At 70.9% G+C, this 12,467-nt stretch carries 12 protein-coding genes; 5 read left to right on the top strand and 7 right to left on the bottom strand.

Annotation, left to right across the window (positions count from 1 at the left end; translation table 11 throughout):
* Window positions 1-82: 82 nt before the first annotated feature.
* From ehuA to ehuB, 4 genes are read right to left on the bottom strand one after another with little or no spacing between them, the layout of a single operon-like run.
* Window positions 83-859, bottom strand: coding sequence for an ectoine/hydroxyectoine ABC transporter ATP-binding protein EhuA (ehuA, locus tag ABZ453_RS10035; RefSeq protein WP_359013478.1), 777 nt, complete (start codon window positions 857-859; stop codon window positions 83-85).
* Window positions 860-869: 10 nt separating this feature from the next.
* The gene (ehuD, locus tag ABZ453_RS10030; RefSeq protein ID WP_359013476.1) at window positions 870-1,520 is read right to left on the bottom strand and encodes an ectoine/hydroxyectoine ABC transporter permease subunit EhuD; all 651 of its coding nucleotides are present in this window, start codon (window positions 1,518-1,520) and stop codon (window positions 870-872) included.
* Window positions 1,520-2,233 carry an ectoine/hydroxyectoine ABC transporter permease subunit EhuC gene (ehuC, locus tag ABZ453_RS10025; protein WP_359013474.1) on the bottom strand — a complete coding sequence of 238 codons (714 nt, stop codon included), beginning with the start codon at window positions 2,231-2,233 and terminating at the stop codon, window positions 1,520-1,522. Before ehuC ends, ehuD begins: the two co-directional genes overlap by 1 nt.
* A complete protein-coding gene (gene ehuB, locus ABZ453_RS10020) occupies window positions 2,230-3,165 on the bottom strand; it encodes an ectoine/hydroxyectoine ABC transporter substrate-binding protein EhuB (protein WP_359013472.1) in 936 nt (311 codons plus the stop codon). Before ehuB ends, ehuC begins: the two co-directional genes overlap by 4 nt.
* 47 nt (window positions 3,166-3,212) lie before the next feature.
* Between ehuB and ABZ453_RS10015 the strand changes: the two genes are divergently transcribed.
* The gene (locus ABZ453_RS10015) at window positions 3,213-3,707 is read left to right on the top strand and encodes a DUF3830 family protein (protein WP_359013470.1); all 495 of its coding nucleotides are present in this window, start codon (window positions 3,213-3,215) and stop codon (window positions 3,705-3,707) included.
* Here the strand turns inward: ABZ453_RS10015 and ABZ453_RS10010 are convergent.
* Both ABZ453_RS10010 and ABZ453_RS10005 read right to left on the bottom strand, forming a co-directional pair.
* Window positions 3,688-5,085: an amidase gene (locus tag ABZ453_RS10010; RefSeq protein WP_359013468.1), complete on the bottom strand. Its 1,398-nt coding sequence runs from the start codon at window positions 5,083-5,085 to the stop codon at window positions 3,688-3,690. The two genes, ABZ453_RS10015 and ABZ453_RS10010, sit on opposite strands and share 20 nt — an antisense overlap.
* 22 nt (window positions 5,086-5,107) lie before the next feature.
* Complete coding sequence (locus ABZ453_RS10005; protein WP_359013466.1) at window positions 5,108-6,055, bottom strand: D-2-hydroxyacid dehydrogenase; 948 nt, start codon at window positions 6,053-6,055, stop codon at window positions 5,108-5,110.
* 142 nt (window positions 6,056-6,197) lie between these two features.
* Between ABZ453_RS10005 and ABZ453_RS10000 the strand changes: the two genes are divergently transcribed.
* The 3 genes from ABZ453_RS10000 to ABZ453_RS09990 all read left to right on the top strand — a co-directional run bounded on the left by ABZ453_RS10000 (window position 6,198) and on the right by ABZ453_RS09990 (window position 8,957).
* Window positions 6,198-6,995 carry an aspartate/glutamate racemase family protein gene (locus ABZ453_RS10000; RefSeq protein ID WP_359013753.1) on the top strand — a complete coding sequence of 266 codons (798 nt, stop codon included), beginning with the start codon at window positions 6,198-6,200 and terminating at the stop codon, window positions 6,993-6,995.
* Window positions 6,992-7,723: a decarboxylase gene (locus ABZ453_RS09995; protein WP_359013465.1), complete on the top strand. Its 732-nt coding sequence runs from the start codon at window positions 6,992-6,994 to the stop codon at window positions 7,721-7,723. Before ABZ453_RS10000 ends, ABZ453_RS09995 begins: the two co-directional genes overlap by 4 nt.
* A gap of 139 nt (window positions 7,724-7,862) precedes the next feature.
* The gene (locus tag ABZ453_RS09990; protein WP_359013463.1) at window positions 7,863-8,957 is read left to right on the top strand and encodes an LLM class flavin-dependent oxidoreductase; all 1,095 of its coding nucleotides are present in this window, start codon (window positions 7,863-7,865) and stop codon (window positions 8,955-8,957) included.
* Here the strand turns inward: ABZ453_RS09990 and ABZ453_RS09985 are convergent.
* Window positions 8,930-10,735 (bottom strand): EAL domain-containing protein, encoded by a 1,806-nt coding sequence (locus ABZ453_RS09985; protein ID WP_359013461.1) that lies wholly within the window; start codon window positions 10,733-10,735, stop codon window positions 8,930-8,932. The genes ABZ453_RS09990 and ABZ453_RS09985 overlap by 28 nt on opposite strands.
* A 282-nt stretch (window positions 10,736-11,017) precedes the next feature.
* Between ABZ453_RS09985 and ABZ453_RS09980 the strand changes: the two genes are divergently transcribed.
* Window positions 11,018-12,337 carry a M6 family metalloprotease domain-containing protein gene (locus ABZ453_RS09980; protein WP_359013459.1) on the top strand — a complete coding sequence of 440 codons (1,320 nt, stop codon included), beginning with the start codon at window positions 11,018-11,020 and terminating at the stop codon, window positions 12,335-12,337.
* The last annotated feature ends 130 nt before the right edge of the window (window positions 12,338-12,467 follow it).

The raw sequence follows: 12,467 nt of genomic DNA, 5'->3' as shown, positions 1-12,467 counted from the left end.
GGGGCGCAGACACGCTGGCATATGCCAGCGACATGACCCGCGCCCCGGACCTCGGAGATTGAACAGTGTTCAACTTCCGACGTCAGAGCACCGCGCTCAGAAATTCCCGCGTCCGGTCCTGTTCCGGCTCGCTGAAGATCTTCTCCGGCGGCCCCGACTCGATGACCCGGCCGGAGTCGAACATCAGCACCTGGTCGGAGATGTCCCGGGCGAAGTTCATCTCGTGGGTCACGCAGAGCATGGTGATGTCGGTGGTGCGGGCGATGTCCCGCAGCACGTCCAGGACGCCGGCCACCAGCTCCGGGTCGAGCGCCGAGGTCACCTCGTCCAGCAGCAGCACCCGCGGCCGCATCGCCAGCGCCCGGGCGATCGCCACCCGCTGCTGCTGGCCGCCGGAGAGCTGGGTGGGGCGGGCGCCGGCCTTGTCGGCGAGGCCAACCAGGTCCAGCAGGTCCAGGGCGCGCTGCTCCGCCTCGTCCTTGGACATGCCGAGCACGGTCACCGGCGCCTCGGTGACATTGCGCAGCACGGTCATGTTCGGGAACAGGTTGAACTGCTGGAACACCATCCCGATCTTCTTGCGGACCTCGCGCACCTGCTTCTCGGGCGCCGGGAAGAGCCGCTGACCGTCGACGGTGATGGTGCCCTCGTCGGGCTTGGTCAGTGTCATCAGCAGTCGCAGGATCGTCGTCTTGCCGGAGCCGGACGGGCCGATCAGGGTGACGTGCTTGCCGGAGTCGACGGAGAAGTCCAGCCGGTCCAGGACCGTGTTGTCACCGAACCGCTTGGTGACCTGTTCGAGCCGGATCAGCTCGCTGCCGTCCACCGGCGGGTTGGCGTGGGCGTCGGGTTCGTTCATCAGAGGGGCGTCAGTGGACAAGGCGTCGCTCCAGAGCTCGCAGAAGAAGGGAGGCCAGATAGGAAATGACGATGAAGGCCACGCCGATCACCGTGAGGGGCTCGGTGAACTGGAAGTGCTGCTGGGAGAAGAGCCGTGCCTGGCCGAGCATCTCCAGCACGGTGATCGCCATCAGCATCGGCGTGTCCTTGAGCATCGCGATGACGTAGTTGCCGAGGGCCGGCACCACCCGGCGGATCGCCTGCGGCAGGATCACGATCTGCCAGGTCCGCAGCCGCGGCAGGTTCAGCGCCGTCGCGGCCTCCCACTGGCCGGCCGGCACGGCCTCGATGCCGGCGCGGTAGACCTGCATCGTGTACGTCGAGTAGTGCAGGCCGATGCCGAGGACGCCGGTGGTCAGCGCGGACATCGTCAGGCCCCACTCGGGCATCACGTAGAAGAGGAAGAACAGCTGCACCAGCAGCGGGGTGTCGCGCACGAACTCGGTGACCACACCGACCGGCCAGCGCACCCAGCGGCTCGGCATCCGCATCAGCAACGCCCACACCAGGCCCAGCGCGAACGCGATCAGTGAACCCAGCGCGAGGGCCTGCAGGGTGACGAGCACGCCGTCCCAGAAGTGCGGCATGAACTCGCTCACGGCGTTCCAGTCCCACTTCATCACGCACCCCCTCCGACACCGACGCCCGCGCCGACGGGCTCAGCAGCCGTCACCTTGCGCTCGGGCGCCTTGCCGACCCCCGCCTTCAGCTTCTTCTCCAGGCCCCGCATGACCCGGGTGAGCAGGAACGCGATCACGAAGTAGATGAGCAGGACGTACGTGTAGATCTCCGCGCTCTGCTGCAGCGCGAGCCGCACCAGGTTGGCGCTGAACGTCAGATCGCCCATGCCCATGACCGACACCAGCGCGGTGCCCTTGAGCAGTTCGATCAGCAGGTTGGAGAACGGCGGGATCATCTCCGGCACCGCCTGCGGCAGCAGGATCAGCCGCATCCGCTGCCAGGGTGTGAAGCTGAGCGCGATCCCGCCCTCCTTCTGCGCCGGGTCGACCGCGCCGAGCGCGCCGCGCACGATCTCCGAGCCGTAGGCGCCGTAGGTCAGCCCGAGCGCGAGCGTGCCCGCCCACATCGGCACCAGCTGCCAGCCGAAGGCCGGGGGCAGCACGAAGAAGACCCAGAAGATCATGACGAGGGCCGAGGTACCGCGGAACACCTCGGTGTAGAAGCCCGCGAGGAAGCGGACGATCCACAGCCGATGGGTGCGCGCGACGCCGACGACGAAGGAGACGGCTGCCGCCAGCAGGCTGCTGAGGACCAGCAGCTGGACGGTGGTCCAGATGCCCTTGAGTACGAGTTCCCACAGTCCGGTGGTCATCCGCTCTTGCCTCCCCCGCACAGCTCCTTGGCGGTCAGGTCGGTCATCTCGTCCCGGGTGAAGCCGAAGGGCCTGAGGATGCGGAAGAGCTCGCCGCTCTTCTTCAGCTTGCGCAGCTCCACGTTGAAGGCGTCCCGCAGCCGGGTCTCGGTCGGCCGGAACGCGAAGGCGCCGCCGTCGACGTGCGGCTTGCCGTCCACGAGCGGCGCGAAGGCCTCGGTGGCCTCGGCCTTGCCCGACTTCTTCACCACCTCGCGGGTGGTGAGCGCCGTACCGGCGAAGACGTCGACGCGTCCGGCCTCGACGGCGTTCAGGCCCGCGACCTGGTCCGGGACGATCAGGATGTCGCTCTGCTGGTATCCGGCGTCGACGGCGTACTGGATCTCCGCATAACCGGTGCCGGTGGCGAACCTGGCCTTCTTCGCGACGACGTCCTTGTAGTTGTGAAGACCTTTTGGATTTCCCTTGCGGACGATGAAGGAATCGAGCATCTGATAGTCGGGATCCGCGAAGATCACCTGCTGGCAGCGTTCGGGATTGACGTACATCCCGGCCGCCACGACATCGAACTGCTGGGAATTCAGACCGGGAATCAGCGAGCCGAACTCGGTGGGCACGGGCTGCACCTTGTCGATGCCCAGCCGCTTGAATATGACTTTGGCCAGCTCCGGTGCCTCGCCGGTCAGCTCGCCGTTCTTGTCGATGTATCCGAAGGGGATCTCACCCGCGATTCCCAGCCGCACCACACCGGCGGCGCGGAGCCGTTCGAGCAGGTCACCGCCCTCGACGGTGGACGCGGTGGCCACGCGGCTGCAGCCCGCGGCCCCCAGCGCGCCGAGCGCCGCCACCCCCGCGAGCAGCGACCGGCGCGTGGTCCCGGGGGTGCCTCTGTCTTTTTTGTGATCGTTCTCGTACCCAAAAGGTGGAGCCATGGCGGCGCGGCTACCCGAAGGCATGCGATGTATGCACCATGGATGACATGGCCGACCGTTTCATAGAAGTCTCGCTGGTCAAACGCGGAATCACCTGCACGGCAAAACTGCTGGACGACCGTGCTCCCCTCACCTGCGCCGCGGTGTGGGACGCCCTGCCCCTGGCGGGTGACGTTTATCACGCGAAATACGCGCGCAACGAGATCTATGCCCTCTTCCCTCCATTCACGACATCCGAACCACCCCTGGAAAATCCGACAGTGACCCCTATTCCGGGAGATCTCTGCTATTTCTCCTTCGCCGGGACGGAACTCGGCACGCAGGCCTACGGCTACGACCGCGAGGTCCGCGCGGGCACCACGGTCGTCGATCTCGCCCTCTTCTACGAACGCAACAACCTGCTGATCAACGCCGACGTCGGCTGGGTCCCCGGCATCGTCTGGGGCCAGGTCGTCGAGGGCCTGGAGGCGATGGCGGAGGGCTGCAACGACCTGTGGCGGTCGGGGGCGGCGGGGGAGACGCTCAGCTTCCGCCGGACGTGACCCCGCTCTCCTGCAGCGCGTGGGCGGCCCGCAGCACCAGGTCGTCCCGGTGCCGGGCCGCCACCAGCTGAAGCCCGACCGGCAGGCCGTCCCCGTCCGTGCCGACGGGGACGGTCGCCGCCGGCTGCTGGGTCATGTTGAAGGGGTAGGTGAACGGCGTCCAGCCCGTCCAGCGCCGGTGCCCCGAGCCCTTCGGCACCTCGACACCCGCCTCGAAGGCGGTGATCGGGAGCGTCGGGGTGACCAGCAGGTCGTAGGAGTCGTGGAAGCGGCCCATACGGCGGCCGAGCTCCATGCGGACATCCACCGCGGCGAGGTAGTCGAGCGCGGAGAAGCGCGCGCCGGCCGCGCGGATCTCCTTCAGGCCGGGGTCGAGCGACTCCCGCTGCCGTGGCGAGAGCTGCTGGGTGACCCGGGCCGCGCCGGAGAACCACAGGGTGTGGAAGGCGTCGACCGGGTCGGCGAAGTCGGGGTCGGCCTCGGTGACGTACGCGCCGAGTACCGCCAGTCGCTCCACCGCCCGGCGCACCGCGGCGGCCACGGCGGGCTGTACGGCCACCTGCCCGCCCAGGGACGGCGAGTACGCCACCCGCAGCCCCCGCACCCCGCCCGCCAGCCCCGCCGTGAACGACCCGGGCGCCGGTCCCAGCGCCGACCAGTCACGGCTGTCCGGCACGCCGATCACGTCGAGCAGCAGCGCCGCGTCCGCCGCGTCCCGGGTCATCGGCCCCACGTGCGCCAGCGTGCCGAAGGCGCTCGCCGGATACAGCGGGACACGGCCGTACGTCGGCTTCAGCGCGAAGATCCCGCAGAACGCGGCCGGGATACGGACACTGCCCCCGCCGTCCGTGCCGAGCGCGAGGGGCCCGGCGCCGAGGGCCACGGCGGCCGCCGCGCCGCCGCTGGAGCCGCCGGCCGTGCGGGAGGGGTCGTGCGGGTTGCGGGTGACGCCGGACAGCGGTGAGTCCGTGACGCCCTTCCAGCCGAACTCGGGGGTCGTGGTCTTGCCGACGAACACGGCGCCGTGCTCCCGCAGCCGGGCGACGGACGGGGCGTCCTCGTCCCAACTCCCCTGCTCCGAAATGGCCTTGGACCCTTTGAGGGTGGGTGCGCCCTTCAGCAGGATGATGTCCTTGACGGTCGTCGGAACCCCGTCCACCAGCCCCTTCGGCTCGCCCCGGCGCCATCGCTCCGTCGACTCCCGCGCCTGGGCCAGCGCCTCGTCCCCCAGCAGCCGTACGAAGGCGTTGACCTCCGGCTGGATCCGCTCGGCCCGCTCCAGCGCGGCCCGCGTGGCCTCCTCCGGACTGAACTCGCCCTTGCGGTACCCCTCGACGAGTCGTGCGGCGGTCAGCTCGGTGAGGTCGAGGTCCGTCATCTGCCCTCCATCGCTCGGCGGTTCAGCGTCCGGGTACATACCCCCGTTGCTTGTCGACCACGTTCAGCAGGGGCCGGCCGGTCTCCCAGCGCTCGTACAACTCGACGAACTGCGAGCCGAGTTCGTCGCGCCAGCCGACCGTGTCCCCGCTCATGTGCGGGGACACGATCAGGCCCGGGGCCCGCCACAGGGGGCTGTCGGGGGTGAGCGGTTCGTGCTCGAAGACGTCCAGGGCGGCGCCCGCGATCCAGCGCTTGGCGAGGGCGTCCGCGAGGGCCTCCTCGACGACCAGACCACCGCGCCCGACGTTGATGAAGCGGGCCGAGGGCTGCATCACGTCGAAGCGGCGGGCGTCGAACATGCCCCGCGTCTGCTCGGTCAGCGGGGCGGCCGCGATCACCCAGTCGGCGCGGGCGATCAGCCGGTCCAGGTCCTCGGGGCCGTGGATGCCGGTGTGCGGGGTGCGCCCGACCAGCGCGGTGGTGATGTCGAGCGCCCTGAGCATGCGGGCGATCGTCCGGCCGATCGGCCCGGACCCGACCACGCACGCGCGGGTGCCCGCCACCCGCTGGCTCTCCCGGTGCCGCCAGGTCCGCTCCCGCTGCAGCTCCAGCGTCCTCGGCAGGTCCTTGGCCATGGCCAGGACGAGGGCGGCGACATACTCGGCGATCGGCTGGTCGAAGACGCCCCGCGCGTTGGTGACCACGGTGTCCGAGGCGGCGAGTTCCGGACACATCAGATGGTCCACGCCCGCGCTCGCGGTGTGCACCCAGCGCGGCCGCGGCCCCGCGCCCGGCCACGCGGCCCGCACCGCCCGGGACGTGAAGTCCCAGACCAGCAGTACGTCCGCGTGCGGCAGCCGCTCGGCCAGCGTCGAGGGATCGGCGTGCTCGACACGGGCGCGACCCGTGAGGCGCCCGAGGCGGGGGAGGGGATCGGCGTCCAGGACCAGGACGGTGGGGACGGTCATGCGCAGGGACTCGATTCCGGAGCGGGGCGGCCGTCTGACATGCGAGGTTTGACCACGCTCGCACCCGAACCTACCTTCGTCAACACGGGCGTACGCACGGTCCGTTGCTCACCCCTTTCTCACAGTGAGGGCGGTGGCCGTCATGGACGTGTCCTTCCTGGGTGGTCCCCGGCCGCAGCGCGGTGTCGGAGTCGTCGCCCCCTTCGACTTCGCCCTGGACCGCGAGCTGTGGCGCTGGGTCCCCGACGAGGTGTCGCTGCACCTCACCCGCACCCCGTACGTGCCGGTCGAGGTCAGCCTCGACCTCGCCCGGCTGGTCAGTGAACACCAGACGCTGGACGACGCGGTGCGCACCCTCACCGCGATCACCCCCGAGGTCGTCGCCTATGCCTGCACCTCCGGCAGCTTCGTCGGCGGGATCACCGGGGAGCGGGCGATGTGCGCGGCGATGACCCGGGCCGGCGCGGTCCCCTCGGTCACCACCTCGGGCGCGCTCCTTCAGGCCCTGGCGGCGCTCGGCGCGCGGCGGGTCGCGCTGGTCACGCCGTACACCGGGTCCGTCACCCACGCGCTGGAGGAGTACCTCGCCGAGGCGGGGGCAGAGGTCACCGGGTGCGCGTACATGGGTCTGACCCGGCACATCTGGAAGGTGCCGTACCGCGACGTGGTCGCCATGGCGCACCGGGCGGTCCGGCGCGCCGCCGACGTGCTGTTCATCAGCTGCACCAATCTGCCGACCTACGACGTCATCCCGCAGCTGGAGGCCGAACTGCGCATCCCGGTCATCTCGGCCAACCAGGTGACCATGTGGGCCGCGCTGGCCCGAATGGGTACCCGGGCGGTGGGACCGTATCAGGCGCTGATCGATCCGGCGGCGCGCTCCGGTCCCGTGGTGCCGGAACTCCCGGACGGTGAACAGCAGCAGGAAGGCAGGTCATGACCGCACTCGGATTCCTCTACCCGGGGCACTCCGCCGAGGACGACTACCCGCGCATCGAGCAGCTGCTCGGTAGTGACATCCGCCTCGACGTCGTCCACACCGACATCGGTACGGACGCCCACCGGGTGGACGCCCTGCGGGAGATGGGCTCGGCCGAGCGGCTGGCGGCGGGCGTCGACGAACTGCGCATGGCGGGCGCCGAGTCGGTGGTCTGGGCGTGCACCAGCGGCAGCTTCGTATACGGCTGGGAGGGCGCCCACGAACAGGTGCGCACCCTCGCCGTCACGGCCGGGATGCCGGCCTCCTCCACGTCCTTCGCCTTCGTCCACGCGCTGCGCGAGCTGGGCGTGCACAAGGTGGCGGTCGGCGCGACCTACCCCGAGGACGTCGCGGAGCTCTTCGCTGACTTCCTGCGCGCCGGGGGCGTCGAGGTCACCTCCGTCCGGGGCGCCGGCATCGTCACCGCCGCCGAGGTCGCCACCTGGGGCGAGGCGGAGATCCATCTGCTGGCCCGCGAGGCCGACGCCCCGGACGCCGAGGCCCTGCTCCTGCCGGACACGGCCCTGCACACGGCGGCCCACATCCCGGACCTGGAGAAGGAGCTGGGCAAGCCCGTCCTCACCGCCAACCAGGTCACGGTCTGGGAGGGCCTGCGCCTGGCGGACCGCCGGGTGAACGCGCCGATGATGGGGTCGCTGTTCACCAGGGAGCCGCTCGTGCAGGTGTGAGCGCCCCTCGCTGATCGTCGGGCGTCGGGATCGTCGGGCGTCGGGATCGTCGGGCGTCGGGGTCGCCGGGAATAAAGCGGAGACCGCCTCCTGTTAGCTGTGCGGGCAAACCGCGTCGCACCAACAGGAGGCACCCACCGTGACGGCAGACGAGATCCGGGGCACCGTACAGGGCACCGCCCCCGTCCCCCTCTCCGTACTGGACCTGGTCACCGTCGGCGCGGGCAGTACCGCCACCGACGCACTGCGCACCAGCGTCGAACTGTCCCGGTACGCCGAGTCCCGCGGCTTCCACCGCTACTGGGTCGCCGAGCACCACTCCATGCCGGGTGTGGCCTCCTCCTCCCCGGCCGTGATCCTCGCCCACCTCGCCGCCCACACCGACCGCATCCGCCTCGGCTCCGGCGGCGTGATGCTGCCCAACCACGCGCCCCTGGTGATCGCCGAGCAGTTCGGCACGCTGGAGGCGCTGGCACCGGGCCGCGTCGACCTGGGTCTCGGCCGCGCCCCCGGCACCGACGGCGCCACGGCCGCCGCCCTGCGCCGCACCGAGCGGCTCAACGAGGGCGCCGACGACTTCCCCGAGCAGCTCGCCGAGCTGACCCGCTTCCTGGACGACGACTTCCCGGACGGCCACCCCTACCGCCGCATCCACGCCGTGCCCGGCCCCGTGCAGGCCACGTCCCTCGGCGGCGTCCAGTCCCCGCACCGGCCGCCGATCTGGCTGCTGGGCTCCTCCGGCTTCAGCGCCCGCCTGGCCGGCGTCCTCGGCCTGCCCTTCGCCTTCGCGCACCACTTCTCCGCGCAGAACACCGTCCCGGCCCTGGAGCTGTACCGGGAGTCCTTCCGCCCCTCCGACGTCCTGGACGAGCCCTACGCCCTCATCGGCGTCTCCGTCCTCGCCACGGACGACCCGGGGGAGGCCCGCCGCCAGACCCGCGCGATGGCCCTGAACATGATCCGGCTGCGCACCGGCCGGCCGGGCCTGTTCCCCGACCCGGACGAGGCGGAGAAGCACGAGTTCAGCCCGTACGAGGAGGAGTTCGTCGCGTCCTGGACCTCGAACATCGAGCACGGCACGGCCGACGAGGTCGTCGCCGGTCTGGACGCCCTCCACAAGCGCACCGGCGCCGACGAGTTGATGCTCACCTCGCACGCCCACCGCGGCGAGGTGCGGCTGCGCTCCTACGAACTCATCGCGGACGCCTACGGGTTGCCGACGGCCTCGGTCTGAGTCCCCATCAACTCGCCGATCCGCTCGGGCGACACCGGCCGTGAGTACAGCCAGCCCTGGCCGGTGTCGCAGCCGATGCGGCGCAGCCGGGTCGCCTGGGCGGAGGTCTCCACGCACTCCGCGGTGACCGTCAGGCCCAGCCGGTGGGCGAGTTGGATCATCGCCTCGACGACGACCTCGTCGGCCGGGTTGGGCGCCACCGTCCCCTCCTTGTCGCCCTCGTACTGGAAGCCGCGGACGAAGGAGCCGTCCAGCTTCAGCACGGACACCGGCAGACGGCTGAGGTAGGCCAGGTTGGAGTAGCCGGTGCCGAAGTCGTCGATGGCGATGCGGACGCCCATGTCGCTGAGCGCCTGCAGGGCCTGCAGCGGGCGGCCCGCGGAGCCCATCACGGCCGACTCGGTCAGCTCCAGCTGCAGCAGTCCCGGTGCGAGGTCCGTCTCCGCGAGGGTCTGGGCGACGTCCGCCACCAGGTCGGAGTCCCAGACCTGGCGGACGGCCACGTTGACGCTGACGAACAGCGGCGGGTCCTCGGGGTGGTCGAGCTGCCAGCGCCGGGCCTGGCGGCAGGCCGTGCGCAGCACCCACAGGCCGAGCGGCACGATCGAGCCGTCCTCCTCGGCCAGTCCGATGAACCGATTCGGCGTCAGGACACCGAACTGCGGATGGTTCCAACGGACCAGCGCCTCCACGCCGTTGACCCGCCCGTCCTCCATGCCCACCAGCGGCTGGTACTCCAGCACGAACTCACCGCGCTCGATGGCGGGGCGGAGATGGGAGGCGAGGGCCTGACGGGTCATGCGGTGGGCGTTGCGCTCCGGGTCGAACAGCGTCCAGCGGGCCTTGCCGTCGGCCTTGGCCCAGTAGAGGGTGGTGTCGGCCGCCTGCATCAGGGCGGTCGGGGTGGTGCCGGCCGCGTGCCGCTCCACGACCCCGATCGAGGCCGACACCGACAGCCGCTGACCGGCGAGGTCGAAGGGCGCCTGGACCGCCTTCAGGACGGACTCGGCGAGGTCGGCGAGCTGCTCGGTACCCGTCGAGTCCTCGACCAGCAGGGCGAACTCGTCGCCGCCGAGTCTGGCCACCAGCGGTGCGCTCGCTCTGGCGTACCCGGCCTCGTCCGCGCACCGCGTCAGCCGTTCGGCGACGGCGGCGAGCAGCCGGTCGCCGACGCGGTGGCCGAGGGTGTCGTTGATGGCCTTGAAGCCGTCCAGGTCCAGATAGCACAGACCGATCCGCCCGGTGCCGCTCTCCTCGTACGACCCCGCCTCCAGCGCGGCCGTCAGCCGCTCGAAGAACAGGGTGCGGTTGGGCAGCCGGGTCACCGGGTCGTGCATCTGCAAGTGCCGCAGTCTGCCCTGGAGTTCACGCTGCGCGCTGATGTCGGTGACGGACAGCAGGACACCGTCCTCGCCGGCCGGCAGCGGGGCGACCGTGACCTCGACCCAGACGGACTGGCCGTCGGGGTGCTTCATGCGCCGGGTGCAGCGCAGCCGGGCCTCGCGGCCGCGCAGCACCTCGCGGTAGGCGTGCCAGGTACGGGTGTCGGAGGCCAGGTCCACCAGATCGGCGGCGACCTTGCCGGTCAGCGCGTCCGGCGGGCTGCCGAGGAGCGCGCCGAACCCGTCGTTGGCGGTGACCACCAGGCCCTCGCGGTCGACGACCGCCATGGCGACGGAGGCGGTCCTGAAGACGGACCGATAGATGCTGTCACTCTCTGTTACGGCGCCCCGGTCGAGGTCTGCCGCGGGCGCCGGCCCTTCGGACGTTCCGCTCACCGCTAGCTCCCGCAGTGCACTCGATCTCTGTCCGTGCAGGAAAGTGTGCCGATCATAGAGGCAGACCCAAGGGCCTTCCAGCCACTGTCCAGTGTCCCGGATCCAGCGGCACTTCTGACAGATCGTTTCTGCCCGCAGCTGGACGGGTTCATGGGTGCTGAGACCACTTGTGACGTTCCGTGAGCGATTCGGGGTGTCGGATCTGAGGATCCGTCGGCCGGCTCACTCATCTGGGGCAGGCAAACAGGGCGTAGTACGACAAATATGCACAGGCTGGGTGCGGTGTCCCGTGTACCGCTCCCGGAGGTCCCTGTGCCGCGTCAGTTCCCCTTCTTGGCTCCCTCCAAGGGATTCCGGGGCACCCGACTGCGCAGCACCGCCGCCGTGTGCACCACCCTGTCCGCGCTCGCCGCGACCTCCCTGATCACCGGGCCGTCGGTCGCCGAGCCCTTCTCCTCGGTGCCGTGCGCCCTGCGGCGCACCGAGGCCCACCACTCCGAGGGCCTAGACACCTGGAACGCCGCCTATCCGCGCCCGACTCGCGCGCTGGACGCGGTGATGGTCTTCCTGTCCTTCCCCGGCTCGGCCCCGCGCACCACGCCGGCCCAGCTGACCGCCGACCACTTCCCGGCCACCACCCGCTTCTACGAGCGCGCCTCCTACGGCAGGTTCACCCTGCGCCCGCACCCCCTGCAGCGCTGGATCCGGATGCCGCACCCGGCGACCTCGTACGCCATACAACGCGACTGGAACCCCGAGCGCCGCGCCGCCTATCTGCGCGACGCGCTCGCCGTCGCCGACCCGCGCGTCGACTTCTCCCGCTACGACGTCGTCTACTTCGTCGCCGACCCGGACGCGCCCGGCGTGGACTCGGACGCCACGAAGGTCGTCAACCTGGACGTCCCGCTGCGGGCGGACGGCCGGGACATCCGCCGTGTCGTCACGGTCTTCGAGAAGCATCCGCCGGACCGGCTGGTCCTCGCCCACGAGACCGGCCACGTCTTCGACCTGCCGGACCTCTACCACCGGCCGGTCGACGGCAAGGGCGACTGGGACACGTACGTCGGCGACTGGGATCTGATGGGCAGCCAGTTCGGGCTGTCGCCGGACCTGTTCGGCTGGCACAAGTGGAAGCTGGGGTGGCTGGAGCCGCGTCAGGTGGTGTGCGTACGGGAGTCCGGCACCACCCTGCTGACCCTGGAGCCGCTGGACGCGGCGCCGGGACCGCCGGTCACGGGAGCCGCCGGGCCGCCCGCCTTCGGGCTGGGGCGGGGCACCAAGCTCGCGGTCCTGCGCACCGGTCCCGACAGCGTGCTCGCCTTCGAGGTGCGCGAGCCGGCCGGCAACGACACGACGACCTGCCGCTCCGGCATCCTCGTCTACCGCGTCCGCAGCGGCGCCCCCTCCGGCGACGGCCCCATCCAGGTGATCGACGCCCACCCCCGCACCGAGGCCTGCTGGGAGAACTCCGTCTACCCACCCCTGGCCGACGCCCCGGTCGCCCTCGGCGAGAGCTTCACGATCCCGGGCACCAAGGTCCGCGTCCAGGCGGAGGGGCGGACGGTCTCCGGGGAGTGGACGGTGAAGATCACGGACGGGTAGCTCTCGGCGGGCGGCCGCTGGACCGACGCTTCCAGGGGTGTGGGTGGCGGAGCCCCCACAGCGCGCGGCGAAGCCGCGCAGACACGACGATGGCAGCCGCTCCTGCCGTGCCGGTGGGAATCGGGTGCTG

The sequence above is a fragment of the Streptomyces sp. NPDC005799 genome, from assembly GCF_040630525.1.
Classification (GTDB): Bacteria; Actinomycetota; Actinomycetes; order Streptomycetales; family Streptomycetaceae; genus Streptomyces; species Streptomyces griseorubiginosus_B.
Note: the sequence above shows the minus strand (reverse complement) of the source record. Positions and strands in the feature narration are given on the sequence as shown.